At 71.9% G+C, this 18,156-nt stretch carries 14 protein-coding genes and 3 tRNA genes; 9 read left to right on the forward strand and 8 right to left on the reverse strand.

Annotated features, from left to right (window positions below; translation table 11 throughout):
* The first annotated feature begins 60 nt into the window (after positions 1-60).
* Positions 61-1,587 (forward strand): MFS transporter, encoded by a 1,527-nt coding sequence (locus tag OG867_RS14990; protein ID WP_406285779.1) that lies wholly within the window; start codon positions 61-63, stop codon positions 1,585-1,587.
* Between the two features lie 123 nt (positions 1,588-1,710).
* On the opposite strand, the gene purL is transcribed toward OG867_RS14990, so the two are convergent.
* Genes purL through purS form a run of 3 tightly spaced genes read right to left on the reverse strand, consistent with a single transcriptional unit; the run spans position 1,711 to position 4,894 of the window.
* Positions 1,711-3,960, reverse strand: a complete 2,250-nt coding sequence (gene purL, locus OG867_RS14995) for a phosphoribosylformylglycinamidine synthase subunit PurL (RefSeq protein WP_328901296.1) — start codon at positions 3,958-3,960, stop codon at positions 1,711-1,713.
* The gene (gene purQ, locus OG867_RS15000) at positions 3,957-4,637 is read right to left on the reverse strand and encodes a phosphoribosylformylglycinamidine synthase subunit PurQ (RefSeq protein WP_328901295.1); all 681 of its coding nucleotides are present in this window, start codon (positions 4,635-4,637) and stop codon (positions 3,957-3,959) included. The genes purL and purQ overlap by 4 nt, the downstream gene beginning before the upstream one ends.
* Positions 4,634-4,894, reverse strand: coding sequence for a phosphoribosylformylglycinamidine synthase subunit PurS (purS, locus tag OG867_RS15005; RefSeq protein ID WP_406285783.1), 261 nt, complete (start codon positions 4,892-4,894; stop codon positions 4,634-4,636). The genes purQ and purS overlap by 4 nt, the downstream gene beginning before the upstream one ends.
* Before the next feature lie 386 nt (positions 4,895-5,280).
* Here purS and OG867_RS15010 point away from each other — a divergent pair, with 386 nt between their 5' ends.
* The 8 genes from OG867_RS15010 (at position 5,281) to OG867_RS15045 (ending at position 9,946) form a co-directional block, all read left to right on the forward strand.
* The gene (locus OG867_RS15010) at positions 5,281-5,616 is read left to right on the forward strand and encodes an Lsr2 family protein (protein ID WP_328901294.1); all 336 of its coding nucleotides are present in this window, start codon (positions 5,281-5,283) and stop codon (positions 5,614-5,616) included.
* Positions 5,617-5,749: 133 nt separating this feature from the next.
* Positions 5,750-5,821, forward strand: a tRNA-Gly gene (locus OG867_RS15015).
* Between the two features lie 79 nt (positions 5,822-5,900).
* Positions 5,901-5,973, forward strand: a tRNA-Gly gene (locus tag OG867_RS15020).
* 172 nt (positions 5,974-6,145) lie between these two features.
* On the forward strand, positions 6,146-7,090 hold the full coding sequence (locus tag OG867_RS15025; RefSeq protein ID WP_406285786.1) for an ABC transporter ATP-binding protein: 945 nt from the start codon (positions 6,146-6,148) through the stop codon (positions 7,088-7,090).
* Positions 7,087-7,887 carry an ABC transporter permease gene (locus OG867_RS15030; RefSeq protein WP_406285789.1) on the forward strand — a complete coding sequence of 267 codons (801 nt, stop codon included), beginning with the start codon at positions 7,087-7,089 and terminating at the stop codon, positions 7,885-7,887. Before OG867_RS15025 ends, OG867_RS15030 begins: the two co-directional genes overlap by 4 nt.
* A gap of 18 nt (positions 7,888-7,905) precedes the next feature.
* Positions 7,906-9,237, forward strand: a complete 1,332-nt coding sequence (locus OG867_RS15035; RefSeq protein ID WP_406290964.1) for a sensor histidine kinase — start codon at positions 7,906-7,908, stop codon at positions 9,235-9,237.
* A 2-nt stretch (positions 9,238-9,239) separates the two neighbouring features.
* Positions 9,240-9,851 carry a response regulator transcription factor gene (locus tag OG867_RS15040; protein ID WP_018101743.1) on the forward strand — a complete coding sequence of 204 codons (612 nt, stop codon included), beginning with the start codon at positions 9,240-9,242 and terminating at the stop codon, positions 9,849-9,851.
* Between the two features lie 22 nt (positions 9,852-9,873).
* Positions 9,874-9,946: transfer RNA gene (locus OG867_RS15045), tRNA-Gly, on the forward strand.
* Positions 9,947-10,000: 54 nt separating this feature from the next.
* Here OG867_RS15045 and OG867_RS15050 read toward each other — a convergent pair.
* From OG867_RS15050 to OG867_RS15070, 5 genes are all read right to left on the reverse strand, one after another.
* Positions 10,001-10,912 carry a phosphoribosylaminoimidazolesuccinocarboxamide synthase gene (locus OG867_RS15050; RefSeq protein ID WP_406285791.1) on the reverse strand — a complete coding sequence of 304 codons (912 nt, stop codon included), beginning with the start codon at positions 10,910-10,912 and terminating at the stop codon, positions 10,001-10,003.
* Positions 10,913-11,028: 116 nt separating this feature from the next.
* The gene (locus OG867_RS15055; RefSeq protein ID WP_406285794.1) at positions 11,029-12,480 is read right to left on the reverse strand and encodes a N,N-dimethylformamidase beta subunit family domain-containing protein; all 1,452 of its coding nucleotides are present in this window, start codon (positions 12,478-12,480) and stop codon (positions 11,029-11,031) included.
* 196 nt (positions 12,481-12,676) lie between these two features.
* Positions 12,677-14,356, reverse strand: a complete 1,680-nt coding sequence (locus OG867_RS15060; RefSeq protein ID WP_406285796.1) for a hypothetical protein — start codon at positions 14,354-14,356, stop codon at positions 12,677-12,679.
* A 232-nt stretch (positions 14,357-14,588) separates the two neighbouring features.
* On the reverse strand, positions 14,589-15,857 hold the full coding sequence (purD, locus tag OG867_RS15065; RefSeq protein WP_328901287.1) for a phosphoribosylamine--glycine ligase: 1,269 nt from the start codon (positions 15,855-15,857) through the stop codon (positions 14,589-14,591).
* A 69-nt stretch (positions 15,858-15,926) separates the two neighbouring features.
* Positions 15,927-18,122, reverse strand: coding sequence for a DNA polymerase III subunit gamma and tau (locus OG867_RS15070; RefSeq protein WP_406285798.1), 2,196 nt, complete (start codon positions 18,120-18,122; stop codon positions 15,927-15,929).
* Between the last annotated feature and the right edge of the window lie 34 nt (positions 18,123-18,156).

An 18,156-nucleotide genomic window follows, 5' to 3' on the forward strand; every position in this document is an offset into this window, starting at 1 on the left:
GACAGTGGAGGCGACCACAGCGGTGCGCGTCAGCACCGCCCAGCAGGGGGGAGCCCACTCATGCCCGGATCAGCCACAGCGCCCGCGCCACGGCACACGACCGCGGACGGACAGCAGGCCGGCGGCCGGAGCGTCACGATCGCCGTGGCGCTCTGCATCGTCACGATCCTGCTGGCCGTACTGGACTCGAACATCGTGTCCTCGGCGACCGTTCCGATCGTCCGCGACCTCGATCCGGTCCACGGCGTCGACCGGATCCCCTGGCTGATCGCCGCCTACCAGCTCGCCGCGACCGCCGCACTGCCCCTGTACGGCAAGCTCTGCGACACCCTCGGCTCGAAGAAGGTCTTCATCGGAGCGCTCGCCACCTTCCTCACCGGCTCCGCGCTCTGCGGAATGGCCCAGTCCATGGGCGAGCTGATCGCCGCCCGCGCCTTCCAGGGCATCGGCGGCGGCGGGCTGATGAGCGTCACCATGGTCGTCCTCCGTCAGCTCGGCACGGCGGGCCCGAAGGAGGGCGAGGGCGCCGAGCCCAAGGGCGGCGACAAGAGGGGCAGCATCGGCGGGATCATCGCCGGTGCCGGCATGGCGCTCGGCCCCTGGCTGGGCGGTGCCCTGGCCGACCACGCGGGCTGGCGCTGGATCTTCTACGTCAACCTGCCCGTCGGCATCGCCGTCCTGATCGCCGCGGTCTTCGTGGTGAAGCTCCCCGTCCACACCACGCGCCGCCGCATCGACTTCCTCGGCGCCGGTCTCGCCGCCGCCTTCTCCACCGCGCTGCTCCTGGTCACCGAGTGGGGCGGCGAGGACTACGCGTGGACCTCGCCGGTCATCGTCGGCCTCGCCGTCGCCGCCGTCGCCGCGCTCGGCCTGTTCCTCTGGCGCCAGGCCACCGCCGCCGAACCGATCCTGCCGCTCTCGCTCTTCCGGCTGCGGCTCATGCGGTACGGCTTCGCGATCCAGGGTCTGGTCGGCGTCGCGATGATGGGGTCGATCGTCTACGTGATGATCTACCTCCAGGTGGTCCGCCAGGTCGCCGCGACGTCGGCCGGTCTCTTCCTGGTCCCGATGGCGATCGGCATGACCGTCGTCGGGCTCGTCTCGGGGCGCCTGGTCGCGGCCGGCTGGTCACAGAAGACCTTCGTCGTCAGCGGCACAATCTTCGCCTCGGCCGCTCTCGCCCTGCTGACCACGCTCGACACGGACACCAACCTGTGGACCGTGCGCGGCGCGCTGCTGCTCATGGGGATCGGCTTCGGCCAGCTCATCGGCCAACTGATCGAGCTCGTCCAGGACACCGCCCCGCCGGCCCAGCTGGGCGTCGCCACCACCGGCGTCCGCTTCTTCCAGACCCTCGGCACGGCCCTGGGCGCCTCCCTCTTCGGAGCCGTACTCACCAGGGTCTACGCCGCCGAGGGCCCCGGCGGAACGACCAGCGGCATCGGCCACCTCACCGGGACCGCCCGCGACCAGGCCCTGGACGCCTTCGTCTCCTCGACGGACGTGGTCTTCGCCTGCGCCACCGGCGCCATGCTCTTCGCCCTGATCCTGGCGATCCGGCTGCCCGGCGCCCGTACAAGGGCCTGACTCTTCCCCGTACGGGCAAGGGCCGAACCCCCCATCGAGGCCCCGCAGTTCCCCGTACGCACCACGCGAAAACCCCCGACCGGGCAGAACCGGTCGGGGGTTTCGGCGTGTGCTGTCCGGGAACTACGCGAGCAACGCCGGGATCGTCTCCTCGTGCGCCGTGCGCAGCTCGCTCAGCGGGATGCTGAACTCGCCCTGGATCTCGATCGCGTCGCCGTCCACGACACCGATGCGGGTCACGGGCAGACCGCGCGCCCCGCACATGTCGTTGAACCGCAGCTCCTCGCTGCGCGGCACCGAGACGACCGCGCGGCCCGCGGACTCGGAGAACAGCAGCGTGAACGCGTCGAGGCCGTCCGGCACGACCAGCCGGGCACCCTTCCCGCCGCGCAGGCAGGACTCGGTGACCGCCTGGATCAGACCGCCGTCCGACACGTCGTGCGCCGCGTCGATCATGCCGTCGCGGGAGGCCGAGATCAGGATCTCGGCGAGCAGCTTCTCGCGGCCCAGGTCCACCTTGGGCGGCATCCCGCCGAGGTGGTTGTGGACGACCTCGGACCAGGCCGAGCCGCCGAACTCCTCACGCGTGTCACCCAGCAGGTAGAGGAGCTGGCCCTCTTCCCCGAAGGCGACCGGCGTACGCCGCGTGACGTCATCGATCACACCGAGCACGGCCACGACCGGCGTCGGGTGGATCGCCGTCTCACCGGTCTGGTTGTACAGCGAGACGTTGCCGCCGGTGACCGGAGTGCCCAGCTCCAGGCAGCCGTCCGCGAGACCGCGGGTGGCCTCGGCGAACTGCCACATGACGTCCGGGTCCTCGGGCGAACCGAAGTTCAGGCAGTCCGAGATCGCGAGCGGCTTGGCGCCGGTCGCGGCGACGTTCCGGTACGACTCCGCCAGCGCGAGCTGCGCACCGGTGTAGGGGTCGAGCTTCGCGTACCGGCCGTTGCCGTCGGTCGCCATGGCCACGCCGAGGTTGGACTCCTCGTCGATGCGGACCATGCCGGCGTCCTCGGGCATCGCGAGCACGGTGTTGCCCTGCACGAACCGGTCGTACTGGTCCGTGATCCAGGACTTCGACGCCTGGTTCGGCGAGGCGACCAGCTTGAGGACCTGCTCGCGCAGCTCCGCGCCGTTCGCCGGGCGGGCCAGCTTGCCGGCGTCGTCGGCCTGGAGCGCGTCCTGCCAGGACGGGCGGGCGAACGGGCGGTGGTACGTCGGGCCCTCGTGGGCGACGGACCGCGGCGGCACATCCACGATCTGCTCGCCGTGCCAGAAGATCTCCAGCTGCGAGCCCTCGGTCACCTCACCGATGACGGTGGCGATGACGTCCCACTTCTCGCAGATCTCCAGGAAGCGGTCGACGTGCTGCGGCTCGACGATGGCGCACATGCGCTCCTGCGACTCGCTCATGAGGATTTCCTCGGGCGAGAGGGAGGAGTCGCGCAGCGGCACGGTGTCGAGCTCGACGCGCATGCCGCCGGAGCCCGCGGAGGCCAGCTCGGACGTGGCGCAGGAGAGCCCGGCGCCGCCGAGGTCCTGGATGCCCGCGACGAGCTTCTCCTTGAAGATCTCCAGGGTGCACTCGATGAGGAGCTTCTCCTGGAACGGGTCGCCGACCTGGACGGCCGGGCGCTTGGCCGGGCCGGTCGACTCGAAGGTCTCCGAGGCCAGCACGGAGACACCGCCGATGCCGTCGCCGCCGGTGCGGGCGCCGTACAGGATGACCTTGTTGCCGGGCCCGGAAGCCTGCGCGAGGTGGATGTCCTCGTGCTTCATCACACCGATGCAGCCGGCGTTGACGAGCGGGTTTCCCTGATAGCAGGAGTCGAAAACGACCTCGCCGCCGATATTCGGCAGACCGAGGCAGTTGCCGTACCCGCCGATGCCCGCGACCACACCCGGCAGGACCCGCTTGGTGTCCGGGTGGTCGGCCGCACCGAAGCGCAGCGGGTCCACGACGGCGACCGGGCGGGCGCCCATGGCGAGGATGTCGCGGACGATGCCGCCGACACCGGTCGCCGCGCCCTGGTAGGGCTCGATGTACGAGGGGTGGTTGTGCGACTCGACCTTGAAGGTGACCGCGTACCCCTGACCGACGTCGACCACACCGGCGTTCTCGCCGATGCCGACGAGCATCGCGTCGTTCTCCGGGACCTTCTCGCCGAACTGCTTGAGGTGGACCTTGCTGCTCTTGTAAGAGCAGTGCTCGGACCACATCACGGAGTACATGGCGAGCTCGGCACCGGTGGGACGGCGGCCCAGGATCTCGCGGATACGCGCGTACTCGTCCTCCTTGAGGCCGAGTTCCTTCCAGGGCTGCGCGGTGTCCGGGGTTTCGGCCGCGTGCTCGACCGTGTCCAGGCTCATGCGTTGACCAGCTTCTTGATGATCGAGGTGAAGAAACCGAGACCGTCGGTGCGACCGGTGCCGACCAGCGGCTCCACGGCGTGCTCCGGGTGCGGCATCAGGCCGACGACGTTGCCCGCGGCGTTGGTGATGCCGGCGATGTCGCGCAGCGAGCCGTTCGGGTTGTGGCCCACGTAGCGGAAGGCGACGCGGCCCTCGGCCTCCAGCGCGTCGAGCGTGTGCTCGTCGGCGGTGTAGCGGCCGTCCATGTTCTTGAGCGGTACGGAGATCTCCTGGCCCGCGGAGTAGTCCGAGGTCCAGGCGGTCTCCGCGTTCTCGACGCGCAGGGTCTGGTCGCGGCAGATGAAGTGCAGGTGGTTGTTGCGCAGCATCGCGCCGGGCAGCAGGTGCGCCTCGGTCAGGATCTGGAAGCCGTTGCAGATGCCGAGGACCGGCAGGCCCGCCTTCGCCTGCTCGATCACCGTCTCCATGACCGGCGAGAACCGGGAGATGGCTCCGGCGCGCAGATAGTCGCCGTACGAGAAACCGCCCGCCAGGATCACCGCGTCGACCTGGTGCAGGTCCTTGTCGCGGTGCCACAGCGATACGGGCTCCGCGCCCGCGACGCGAACGGCCCGGAGGGCGTCCTGGTCATCGAGCGTGCCCGGAAAGGTGACGACTCCGATACGAGCAGTCACTTCGACTCCTCGGCGTTCTCCACCTTGACGGTGAAGTCCTCGATCACGGTGTTGGCGAGGAACGTCTCCGCCATCTCGTGAATACGGGCGAGGGCGGCGTCATCGACCGGCCCCTTGACCTGCAGCTCGAAACGCTTTCCCTGACGTACGTCCGCGATTCCCTCGAAGCCGAGACGGGGCAGTGCGCGCTGCACCGCCTGTCCCTGCGGGTCGAGGATCTCGGGCTTGAGCATGACGTCGACTACGACGCGTGCCACTGGCACTCCCGGTGTGGTGGTGTGGTGCGGCTGTTTCTCCGGAGGGGGTACCCCGGACCCCCGCGGGTCCACTCAGCGTACCTGGCCGGAAATTCTACGCGGGTAGATATGAAACGGGATAGATCACGTCCAGATATCGGCCGATCGCCGGACGGTGGAAAAGCCGCGAAACAAATGCTCACGAGCGGCACACATAGCGGGCGGACACGCGGAAGTAATTGGACGGGCTTCACAATGCGGTACCACTCGCTGTACAAATGATTACCGGGGAATGCAGCATTGCCCCGGAGCACCGACAACAGTCGGCCCGCATCCGCGCTCACAGCCGGAAGGCCGGCATCGACGCATGTCAGACGCGTCGATGCCGTAGGAAAGGACCGATATCCGTGGCGCAGCGCGTAGTGGTCACACTCTCCGACGACATCGACGGGGGCACGGCGGCGGAAACGGTCACCTTCGCCCTGGACGGGAAGTCGTACGAGATCGACCTCAATCCGTCCAACGCAAAGAAACTGCGGAACGCCCTGGCCCCGTTCATGGCGGCCGGCCGCAAGCAGACAAATGCCGGCAAGCACGGCAAGACTCCCGTTCCGTACCGGCACACCTCGCTCGCGCCCGACCCGGCGGCGGTGCGCGCCTGGGCGCGCTCGCACCGGATGGACGTGCCCGCCCGGGGCCGCATCCCGAAGAGCGTGTACGAGGCTTTCCAGGAAGCGAGTTGACCCGGCGACAGGTCCGGCGGGGCACCGGTGGAGGACCTGCGGGGGAGCCGACTTGCGCGACACCCCCGCAGGTCGGATAGAGTCTGGAACACGCCGAGGGGCGAGGCCGAAAAGGCCGAACCCCACGCAGCGTGCGGGTGTAGTTCAGTAGTAGAACATCCCCCTTCCAGGGGGAAGGCGCAGTGTGCAATTCCTGTCACCCGCTCTGCACGACTTGCAGGACCACTCCGGTGGATCAGGTAGAGTAGTGCTCGCTCCACCGGTGAAAGCCGAGTGGTTGCCATGCGGACGTAGCTCAGTTGGTAGAGCGCAACCTTGCCAAGGTTGAGGTCGCCAGTTCGAACCTGGTCGTCCGCTCAGAATACGAAGGCCCCGGTCGATTTCGACCGGGGCCTTCGTCATGTTCTCGTCTCTTCCGGCCGGCTCCCTGTGTCTTCCCGGCCCGTGCCCCACCACCCATGACGTTTGTCATGAGTGGTGATGACAGTCCGCACTGCCGCGGTCCCGGCACGGACGGAAACCTGAAGACATGACCAGCGACGACAAGTCCCGTGAGTGCGTGATCCAGGCGGAAGACGTCCGGCGCAGTTATGCCGGCGGCTTCGAGGCCGTGTCCGGCGTCTCCTTCTCCGTGGCCCGCGGCGAGCTCTTCGCCCTCCTCGGTACGAACGGGGCCGGCAAGACCTCCACCGTCGAGCTCCTGGAGGGCCTGGCCCGGCCCGACGGCGGCACGGTCCGCGTGCTGGGCCGCGACCCCTACGGCGAGCGCTCGCAGGTCCGCCCGCGGATAGGCGTGATGCTCCAGGAGGGCGGCTTCCCGTCCGAGTTGTCGGTGACCGAGACGGTACGGATGTGGGCGGGCTGCACCACCGGCGCCCGGCCCACCGGCGAGGCCCTGGAGCTGGTCGGGCTCGGCCACCGCGCCCGCGTCCGGGTCAAGCAGCTCTCGGGCGGTGAGCGGCGGCGGCTCGACCTGGCGCTGGCGCTCCTCGGCCGGCCCGAGGTGCTCTTCCTGGACGAGCCGACCACCGGCCTCGACGCGGAGGGCCGTCGCGACACCTGGGCACTGGTGCGCCGGCTCCAGGAGGACGGCATCACCGTGCTGCTCACCACGCACTATCTGGAAGAGGCCGAAGCCCTCGCGGACCGGCTGGCGATCATGCACCGCGGCCGGATCGTTACCGCGGGCACCACGACCGAGGTGACGGCGGCCCGCCCCGCCCGCATCCGCTTCGAACTGCCCGAGGGCGTTCCGGCGGCACGGCTGCCCCTGGAGCTCCGCGCCGCCGCCGAGGGCCCCCTGGTCGAGATACGGACGCACCGCCTCCAGGACGCCCTGGCCGAACTGCTCCGCTGGGCGGCCGAGTCGGATGTCCGGCTCCACGGGCTCGACGCCCGCTCCGCCTCGCTCGAAGAGGCGTTCCTCGACATCGCGAAGTCCGCCGCCGAAACCGAAGAGGTGCCTGTCCCATGACCACCGCGACCACCCCCGCAGCCGGCCCCGCGCGCACGACGGCCGTGAGCCGGCTGACGGCCCTCGGCCGGGCCGAGCTGTCGTTGCTCGCCCGGAACAGGACGGCGATCTTTGTCGCGCTCCTCATGCCGGCGGCCATGATCATGGCGATGAAGTCGGCGTTCGAGAAGGTCGACCTCGACGGGACCGGGCTCACCGTCGCCGGAGCGGCGCTCATGGGCGGCGTCGGGACGGTGCTCATCCAGGCCGTCTACATGAACCTGACCGCCGCCTACGTCGCCCGGCGCGAGGATCTGGTCCTGAAGCGACTGCGGACCGGCGAGGTCACCGACGGGGAGATCCTGGCCGGGACCGCCCTTCCGGCCGGCGCCCTCGCCCTGGCCCAGAGCGCGGTGATCGTCGTCGCCGGCACAGCCTTCTTCGGCCTCGGCGCACCGGAGCGCCCGGAACTGCTCGTGACGGGGCTGCTGTTGGGCGTGGTGCTGCTGACGGTCCTGGCCGCGGTCACCTCCGTGATCACCCGCACCGTGCAGACCGCCCAGCTGACGACGCTGCCGCTGTTCCTCGTCTCGATGATGGGCTCGGGCCTCTTCATCCCCCTGGACATATTCCCCGACCGGCTCGCGGCGGTCTGCGCGTACCTGCCGCTGACCGGTGTGATGACCCTGGTCCGGGACGGCTGGTTCGGCGGCCCCGAGGGCACCGACCTGCTCGGCGCCGCGTTGACCGGGCTGGTCTGGACGGCACTGGCCGTGTTTGCTGTGCAGCGGTGGTTCCGTTGGGACCCTCGCCGCTGACAAGGAGGTAGGGCCGTGATGCGCGTACGGGGCTGGCATCGCAGCTGGCAGGAGCGCAGCAAGATGGAACGGATCGACCTGTACTCGCGGTTCACCGTCTCCTGCATCCCCTGGCTCTTCGCTCTGGCCTGGCAGGGGACGCCCTTCCACCACGACATCCGCCACGAACCGCTTCCGCTGGCCCTCGGCCTGGCGCTGCTCCTGGTGAGCCTCGCGCAGTGCGTGCTGAGCAACCGCAACCTGCACGCTTCGTACGAGCACTACTTGGGCATCTCCGTCTTCCCGGGGCGGCGCCTGCTCGCTCCCGTGGTGCTTCTGGTCGTGGCCGTCGGGCTCTTGGCGGCCCTGGCCGGGGTGGACGGCGTCAGGGGCTCGGGACTGCTGCTCATGACGTTGAACGCGCCGATGGCCCTCGTGATCACGCGGGTGCTCCTGGTGCCGGTCCGCCGCTTCCTGGTCGAGTCCCTCTGCCTCACCGCCCTGATCACCGGCGCCCTCGCGGTGGCCGGTATCCAGGGTGGCACCCTGGCGGGAGTGCTGCCCTGCAGCCTCTTCGGCTGCGTGCTGGTCCTGATCTCGGTCCGGCCCAGCGCCTGGAGCATGAGCGTCATGTGGCAGGCCGAGCAGGCCCGGGGCATACAGGCCAGGCTCGCCGTGGCGGAGGAACGGCTGCGGTTCGGGCGGGACATGCATGACGTGCTGGGCCGCAACCTCGCGGTGATCGCGCTCAAGAGCGAGCTTGCGGTGGAGCTCGCCCAGCGCGGCCGCCCGGAGGCGGTGGACCAGATGGTCGAGGTGCAGCGGATAGCGCGCGCCTCGCAACAGGAAGTACGCGATGTGGTGCGCGGCTACCGCGAAGCGGATCTGAGCACGGAACTGGCCGGTGCTCAGGGCGTGCTGAGCGCGGCCGGCATCGAGTGCACGGTGACCGGCGACAGCGGCGAGCACCTGCCCGCGCCCGTGCAGTCGGCGCTCGGCTGGGTCGTCCGGGAGGCGGCCACCAACGTGCTGCGCCACGGCGACCCGCGCCACTGCGTGATCCGGGTGCGGGTCACCGCCGGCTCCGTGGCGCTCCAGGTCGAGAACGACGGCGCGACGCCCGCCGGGACGCCGCCCTCGCCCGCCACGGACGGGCCGGGCTCCGGGCTGGCCGGCCTCCGCGAACGGCTCGCCGCGCTGGACGGCTCGCTGGAGGCGGGCCCGGCGAAGGGCGGCCTGTTCCGGCTGACGGCGACGATCCCGCTGGCGGCGGTCCCGCTGGCACGCCGCGCGCCCCTGGTCCTGCGTCCCGCGGCCATGGTGGCCCCGGGTGTGATGGTGAGGTCGCGATCCGGCCTCGTGGAGGAATGACGATGACCGCGGTACGGGTGCTGCTCGCCGATGACGAGCATCTGATCCGGGGCGCGCTCGCCGCCCTTCTCGCGCTGGAGGAGGACTTGGTGGTGGTCGCGGAGGCGGCGACGGGTCCGGAGGCGCTTGCCATGGCCCGGGCTCACCGCCCGGACGTCGCGGTGCTCGACCTGGAGATGCCCGGGGCCGACGGTGTGAGCGTAGCCACATCGCTGCGGGCCGAACTGCCGGACTGCCGGACCATGATCGTGACCAGCCACGGCCGGCCCGGCCATCTCAAGCGGGCCCTCGCGGCGGGCGTGCGGGGCTTCGTGCCCAAGACCGTGAGCGCCCGCCAACTGGCCGGCATCATCCGTACCGTGCAGGCGGGGAACCGTTACGTGGACCCGGAGTTGGCGGCCGACGCCATCGCCGCCGGGGACTCGCCGCTGACCGTGCGCGAGACCGAGGTGCTGGAGCTCGCGGTCGACGGGGCGCCGGTCTCGGAAATCGCCGAGCGGGCCTCGCTCTCGCAGGGGACCGTACGGAACTACCTCTCGGCGGCCGCCTCGAAGCTGGGTGCGGAGAACCGTCACGCGGCAGTGCGTCTCGCGCGCGAGCGGGGATGGGTATAGTAGGTGTCGCGCTTCGGCGCTTGCGGACGTAGCTCAGTTGGTAGAGCGCAACCTTGCCAAGGTTGAGGTCGCCAGTTCGAACCTGGTCGTCCGCTCAGACGAAGAGAAGCCCCCGGCCTTTCGGCCGGGGGCTTCTTCGTGTGGCGCTCCTACCAGGACGTGCCGGTGAGAAGTTCGTACGCCTCGATGTACTTGGCGCGGGTCGCGTCCACGATCTCCTGGGGCAGCGGCGGCGGAGGCTGCTCGCTCGTACGGTCCCAGCCGGAGGCGGGGGAGGTCAGCCAGTCGCGGACGAACTGCTTGTCGTACGACGGCTGGGCGTGGCCCGGCTCCCAGGAGGCGGCCGGCCAGAAGCGGGAGGAGTCCGGGGTCAGGACCTCGTCGGCGATGATCAGTTCCTCGCCGCCGTCGGCGGTGGGCGCGTAGCCGAACTCGAACTTCGTGTCCGCGAGAATGATCCCCCGCTTGCGGGCGATGTCGCGGGCCCGGCCGTACACGTCCAGGGTGGTCCGGCGCAGCGCGACGGCGGTCTCCGTACCGACCTGGCGGGCCACCTCCTCGTAACTCACGTTCTCGTCGTGGTCACCGACGGCGGCCTTGGTGGCGGGGGTGAAGATCGCGCCCGGGAGCTCGGAGCCGTCGACCAGGCCGTCGGGGAGGCCGATGCCGCAGACGGTACGCGAGGCGTTGTACTCGACCAGGCCGGAGCCCGCCAGGTAGCCGCGGGCGACGCACTCGACCGGGACCATCCGCAGCGACCTGCAGATCATCGTGCGGCCCTCCCAGTCGGCGGGCGCCCCGGCGGGCACCTCGGTCGACAGGACGTGGTTCGGCACGAGGTCGGCGAGCTGGTCGAACCACCACATCGAGAGGCGGGTCAGGACGCGGCCCTTGTCCGGGATCTCGGTCGGCAGGACCCAGTCGTACGCGGACATCCGGTCGCTGGCGACCATGACGAGGTCACCGGCCTCGTTCCGGTACAGGTCGCGCACCTTGCCGGTGTGCAGGTGGGTGAGCCCCGGCACCTGCACCGGCTCGGGCTTTTCTACGAATCCGGACACGCTGCCTCCGCGTACGTTGTTCCAAGAACCGTTCCGATTGTCCCGTACCCGGGAACGGCCGGCTGCGGAGGGGTGCCGTCCGGGTGGGCGCGGAAGCGCGGGATGGCGTCCTCCGGTCAGGCGCGCTTGCAGATCCGGTCGAGGAGGTTGGCGGTGGCCTTCTGGATGCGCGGGTCCACATGGCCGGGGCGATCCAGGGCCGGGGACCAGGCGAAGGTGCCCGAGGCGAAGACGAGCGCACCGGAAGGGGCCCGGTACAGCGAGGTCTCCTGGTGCCGCATCACGCCCTCGCTGTCCTGGTACGGGGAGTGGGCGAGCAGGATGCGGTTGTCGTGCTCCGGCAGCGTGGTGCGCGGGAAGTAGCGGTCGGCCTCGCCCGCCACCAGACCCTCGATCTCGTCGCCCTCACCGGCACCCGTCGCGTCCCACAGCCAGTGCTCCGCGTTCCGCACGACCAAGGGGTGTGGCTCGGGGACCCGGCCCGCGTACTGGATGCCGAGCAACTGCTGCTCCGGGCGGTCGATCTCACGCCAGAGCGCGGGCTTGCCCGGCCCTCGGCGCTTGCGGCAGGTGAGCAGCCGGTCCGGCACCCCGGACGCCGAAGGCCCCAGGCTGACCTGCCAGTACATGGTGTTGGCGGAGAGGTAGACCAGGGAGGTGCCGTGCTCGCGGGCGCGCTCGGCGGCACGGCGCATCGGCACCGACCAGTACTCGTCGTGGCCCGGGAAGACCAGGCCCCGGTAGCGGGTGGGGTCGACCCGGCCCGCGTGCAGGTCGCGGGTGTCGGCATAGGCGAGGTCGTAGCCGTAGCGCTCGGCCCAGCGGATGAAGTCGTACGCGTGTCCGACATGCAGCGGGAGGCCCGCACCCGCGTAGGGGCGGTCGAAGGAGACGGTGACCGCCGCGTCCTCCTCCCCGAGGAGCCGGCCCTCCTCGTCCCAGGCGTGGTAGAGGCTGGCGCCGGTCCGGCCGTCCTCCGGATAGAGGTTGTACGCCTGCCAGGTGACGTCCGGGAGGACGAGCAGCAGGTCCGCCGGGTGGTTGTCGCGGATCGTGAACGGGATGTGCGAGCGGTGGCCGTCGAGCGTGGTGAGCACGGCGACATACGCCCCGAGCGACCAGTAGCTGGGGATCTGCAGCCGCCAGGACAGCCACCAGTGGTGACAGGAGACCGTGCGGTCGGCGGTGAGCGGGGCCGGCTGCACGATGCCCGAAAGACGGGGGCTCGTGGTGATCTTCGAGGCGCCGTCGCCCCCGTAGTGGCCGATCCGGTAGACGTCCACGGAGAACTGCTGCGGCGGGTCCACCGTGATGTGGAAGTCGATCGCCTCACCGGGGGCCGCGGCGCCCGTGGAGGTGAAGCCCTTGATCTGCCGGCGCACATCGTCGGCGGTGCGCGTGCCGCCACCGGACAGGGTGGGGTCCGCGTACCAGGGCACGACCTGGCCGGTGTCGTCGAAGTAGTTCTCGCTGCCGCGCAGCCAGGGCAGCGGCCCCTGGCCGAAAGGGTCGGTCACGGCATGCGCCAGCGCACCCGATTCCCACCGACGGATCTGTTCAGCCCCCATCACGCTCCCCCTCCCTCAGGCCCCCGGATCAACAGTGGTGCGCCGTCAGTCAGCGCCGTTCCCCAGCACATCACATAACGCACGCACTCCGTCACCGTTCGTCGTGAATTGACGTTAACGGAAGCTGCTGCTCCGGTTATGCGGTTGTTCTCGGCCATCCAGTCTGCCGCGCCCCCCCTGTCGGCTGGGGCCTGTTTCAGACGAGACGGACGGGCTTGTCGGTGCGTACGCCGACCGAGGCGAGCCAGGACCGCAGCGGCCCGGCGTCGCCGTCCTCGATGAGGCTGAGGACGGGGCTGCCGAGGTCCGCGCGGCGCTCGCCGTCGACCAGCAGCGCGGGCCCGTCGAGCCAGTCGAGGCCGGGCGCCGCGCCCGCCGTGTCCACGGCGGCGCAGCAGACCATGGCCGCGACGTGGTCCGCGAGCAGTTCGGTGCCTGTACGGGGCGGCTGGAGCGGGAACAGCGGGAGCGGGTCGGGGCCCCAGAGGGCGAGGAGGTCGTCGCCGGCGGTGGGGTCGGGGCCGGGGGCGGGCAGGGCGCCCGGGGCCATCGCCCTCGCCCGCTTCTCCGCCTCTGCCTCCTCGCGGGCCACGGCGGCGAGGATCCCGGCCGCCAGCTCCTCGCCACCGGCCTCCCCCGCCTCCAGGTGCTCGACCACACGGTCCAGCGTGGGCACCCCGCCGACGGCGGCGGCGGGCGGAACGCCCATGGCGTCCAGGACGCGGTGCAGCCGGGCCGCCTCCGAGCGCCACTCCCGGTCGACGACCTCGTCCGGATACTGCTGCCAGTCCACCGGGGACCAGTCGGGGCCGGTCTCGGCGGGCCCGCCGTGGAAGAGCCGGGCCGCCAGCAGGGACGCCGCCTCGTCGGCCGCCCCCGGCTCCTCCAGGAGGTCGCAGGCGGGCCGCTCGCCGAGCCGGGAGGCGTACCCCTCGGCCAGCCGGTCGCGGCGGGAGAGCTCGGTGAGCGCGGCGACGACGCCCGCGTCCAGCTGCGAGGGCCAGCGGCCCATCCGCCAGGCGGGCAGCGCGACCCGGGTCAGCAGCCGGTCCCAGCCGGCGTAGGCGAGGCCCACCTGCTCCTGCGCGACGATCCGCAGCCCGTAGTCCACCTCCCGGGCGCGCGAGGAAGCGGCGGCGGCGACCCCCCGCTCCATCTCCGCGGCATGACCGCGACAGCTGCGCAGCAGTATCCGGGCGATCCGCCCGACGAAGACGCGCGGCAGCCGAAGGGCCCGGCGCACCGGCCCCCGGGCGGGGGCGGCGGCATCGGCGACCACCCCGTCCAGGCCCCGGACGAAGCGCCGGGCGGCGGCTATGTCGGGCTGGGCGGACGCGCTGGTGCCCGCCACGACCGGAGCGAGCAGGGCGCGCAGCTCGGCGACCCGCATCCACCACAGGAACGGTGAGCCGATGACCAGTACGGGGGCCGCCTCGGTCCGGCGGGCGGGGCCGCCGGACGCCGGATGCGTACGGTCCTCCAGCCAGCTGTCGCAGTCGGGCGTGAGGGCTATGGCCGAGGGCGCGGGCACATCGAGCCGGTCCGCGAGCTCCCGGACCAGGCGGTAGAGGTCGGGCGCCGCCGACTCGCTGAGCGGAACGGTCGGACTGACCGCCGGCTTCGCCCGTACGACCGCGAGCGCGACGGCTCCCGCGATCAGCAGCACCACGACCGCGCAGACGGCCACGGCCCAGCGCGCCACGTCCCAGCCGCCGCCGTCCGCGAACCCCCGCGCGCCCGCGGCGAACAGCACCACGGCCAGCGCGGCGGGCAACAGCGCGACCGCCGTCGCCCTGCCGCGGATGCGCAGCAGGACGAGCGCCCGGGCCCGCGCTGCCCGCGCACCCGGCTCCTCACCCGTACCGGTACCGGACACGGCTGGACCTCACCCCCTCTGCCCCCACGGCGGTGTTGCTCACTCCCCCACTGTGGCACCCGCCACTGACATCGCAATATCGGTGGGGCCAAGTGCCGGAACGCTTGCGCCGCACCCTAGTTGGGGGTGCGGCGGGCGTCATCCGGATGGCTTAGCCGTCACTCGATGGAATGGCTTTGGTCAAAGGTGTTGAGGGGCAGGGGGTCAGCGGGGTACGGGCCGCGCTTCCGGCTCAGGATCCGGCGGTGGCCGCGTCCTCCGCGGCCTTCTTGGCGATGTCCGTACGGAGCTGGGAACCGTCGAGCCGGATCCGCGCCGCCGCCGCGTAGGCGCGCTCGCGGGCTCCCGCGAGGTCATCGGCCGTCGCCGTCACGGACAGCACGCGGCCGCCGGCGCTGACGACCGTGTCGCCATCGCGCTTGGTGCCGGCGTGCAGCACGTACGCGTGCGGGGCGTCCTGCGCCGCGACCTCGTCCAGCCCCTCGATCGGGTCACCCGTGCGCGGGGTGCCCGGGTAGTTGTGCGAGGCGATGACCACGGTGACGGCCGCCTCGTCGCGCCACGCCAGGGGCGGCAGCTGGTCCAGGGTGCCGTTGGCGGAGCCGAGCAGCACACCGGCCAGCGGCGTCCGGAGGCGCGCCAGGACGACCTGGGTCTCCGGGTCGCCGAACCGGGCGTTGAACTCGATGACCCGCACCCCGCGCGAGGTGATCGCGAGGCCCGCGTACAGCAGCCCCGAGAAGGGCGTACCGCGCCTGCGCATCTCGTCCACGGTCGGCTGGAGCACCGATTCCATGACCTCGTCGACCAGCTTGGGATCGGCCCACGGCAGCGGGGAGTACGCGCCCATGCCGCCGGTGTTCGGACCCTCGTCGCCGTCGAGGGCGCGCTTGAAGTCCTGGGCGGGCTGGAGCGGCAGCACGGTGGTGCCGTCGGTGATCGCGAAGAGGCTCACCTCGGGGCCGTCGAGGAACTCCTCGATGACCACCCGGTCGCAGGCCAGCGCGTGGGCGCGGGCCACCTCGACGTCCTCGGTCACGACGACACCCTTGCCCGCGGCCAGACCGTCGTCCTTGACCACGTAGGGCGCGCCGAACGCGTCGAGGGCGCTGTCGATCTCGGCGGGCGTGGTGCACACGTAGCTGCGGGCGGTGGGCACGCCCGCCCCGGCCATGACGTCCTTGGCGAACGCCTTCGAGCCCTCCAGCTCCGCGGCGGCGCCGGACGGGCCGAAGCACGGGATGCCCGCGGCGCGCACCGAGTCGGCGACACCGGCGACAAGCGGCGCCTCCGGGCCGACGACCACCAGCCCGGCGCCCAGCTCGGCGGCGAGGCGCGCGACGGCGGCGCCGTTGAGGGCGTCGACCGGGTGCAGTTCGGCCACCTCTGCGATGCCGGCGTTGCCGGGGGCGCAGTACAGATCGGTGACGTCGGGGTCGAGGGACAGAGAGCGGCACAGGGCGTGTTCGCGGGCGCCGCCGCCGATGACGAGGACCTTCACGGGTGCAGCCTAGCCGCCGGGGCGCCGCGCCCTCGACGGCCGCCGGTCCGTGGACAGGGGGCGGCCCGCCTACTCGTTGGTGAACTCCTCGACCACCGTGGCACCCAGTTCGCGGACGATCAGCTCGTGCCCGGAGAGGGCGGAGTCGACCAGGTCGGGGTCGTCGGCCTCCGGGATGTCGTCCTCGGGGGCGACCGGCTTCGGCGCCTCGGGGGCCGCGTAGGAGGCGGACGGCGACCCGGCCGGGGAGCCGGAGCCGGGGCCCGGCTGCTGCGGAGCGGGCGCGGGAGCCGGTGCCGGGGCGGGCGCGGGGGCTGCGGACCGCTCGTACGACTGCGGCGCGGGCGCGGCGGGGCGCGGCGCGGCGGGCGGCGGGCTGTACGGGCGCTGGCCGCCGCCGGACGGGGGCTGCGGAGGCTGTCCGGCGCCACCCGACGGATCGACGATCGCCTCGATCTTCCACTGGGCGTTGAACTGCTCCGCCAGCGCCTGGCGCAGCACGTCCTCGCTGCCGCTGCTCGTGAAGTTGTCCCGCGCACCCGCGTTGAGGAAGCCGATTTGCAGCGTGCTGCCGTCGAAGCCGGTCACCTGGGCGTTCTGGCTGAGAAGGATCCACGTGAAACGTCGACGGTTCTTCACCGCCTCCAGGATGTCGGGCCACATATTGCGCACCTGGCCGGCGCCCTGCGCCAAGCCCGGAGCGGTCTCGGGCGCCGCGGGCCCGGGGGGCGCGGCGGGGGCGGGGGGCGCGGCGGGGGCGCTCTGCGGAGCCGGTGTCGGGGCGGGGGCCCGGCCGGGTGCGGCGGCGGTGGGCCAGCCACCGGGCCGGCGCCCCTGGTCCGGGGCGGACGCGGCGGCGGGCCAGGCACCGGGCCGCTGTCCGGCGGCGGGCGCCTCTGCGGGCGGCGGTGCCTGTACGGGGGCGGGGGGCGGGGTCTGGGGGGCGACCGGGGCCGGAGCGGGGGGCTGCGCGTCCCCCCAGGCGGCGGCACGGGCGGCGGCGGGCCCGGCGTCCGGCTGGGGGGCGGGCGGGACCGGTGCGTGGGCGAGGGCCTCGGGGCCGGGCACGTAGCCCATGGCGGGGCCGGGGCCGGTGGTGGCGAAGGAGGCGCCCCGCTCCAGCCGGTCCAGCCGGGCCTGCATGGAGCGTTCGTCGTCAAAGGCCGCGGGCAGCAGGACACGGGCACAGATGAGCTCGACCTGGAGGCGTGGCGAGGTGGCGCCGCGCATCTCCGTAAGCCCTTCGTTGACCAGGTCGGCGGCGCGGCTCAGCTCGGCGGCCCCGAACACGGACGCCTGGGCCTGCATGCGCTCCACGACGTCGGCGGGTGCGTCAATCAGCCCCTTCTCGCCCGCGTCCGGGACGGCGGCGAGGATCACCAGGTCGCGCAGCCGCTCCAGCAGGTCGGCGACGAACCGGCGCGGGTCGTTGCCGCCCTCGATGACCCGGTCCACGGCCTCGAAGGCCGCGGCCCCGTCGCCCGCCGCGAAGGCGTCCACGATCGAGTCGAGCAGTGAGCCGTCCGTATAGCCGAGCAGTGACGTCGCCATGGCGTACGTCACACCCTCGTCGCCCGAGCCGGCGAGCAGCTGGTCCATGACGGACATCGAGTCACGCACGGACCCGGCCCCGGCGCGCACGACGAGCGGCAGGACGCCGTCGTCCACGTGACTGTTCTCCCGGCCGCAGACCTCGGCGAGGTAGTCGCGCAGGGTCCCGGGGGGCACGAGGCGGAACGGATAGTGATGCGTCCGCGACCGAATGGTCCCGATGACCTTCTCGGGCTCCGTGGTCGCGAAGATGAACTTCAGGTGCTCCGGCGGCTCCTCCACCACCTTCAGCAGGGCGTTGAACCCCGCCGACGTCACCATGTGCGCCTCGTCGATGATGTAGATCTTGTAACGACTCGACGCCGGCCCGAAGAACGCCTTCTCCCGCAGATCGCGGGCGTCGTCCACGCCACCGTGCGAAGCGGCGTCGATCTCGATCACATCGATGGACCCCGGCCCGTTGCGCGCCAGGTCCTGGCAGGACTGGCACTCCCCGCAGGGCGTGGGCGTGGGCCCCTGCTCGCAGTTCAGACAGCGGGCCAGGATGCGCGCACTCGTCGTCTTGCCGCAGCCTCGCGGGCCGCTGAACAGGTACGCGTGATTGACCCGGTTGTTCCGCAGGGCCTGCTGGAGCGGGTCAGTGACATGCTCCTGACCGATGACCTCGGCGAACGACTCGGGGCGGTAGCGGCGGTACAGCGCAAGGGACGACACACCTACGAGGTTATCGGGGCGCACTGACAACCGG

Origin of the sequence: Streptomyces sp. NBC_00209, from assembly GCF_045206345.1 — a bacterium.
Lineage (GTDB): Bacteria > Actinomycetota > Actinomycetes > Streptomycetales > Streptomycetaceae > Streptomyces.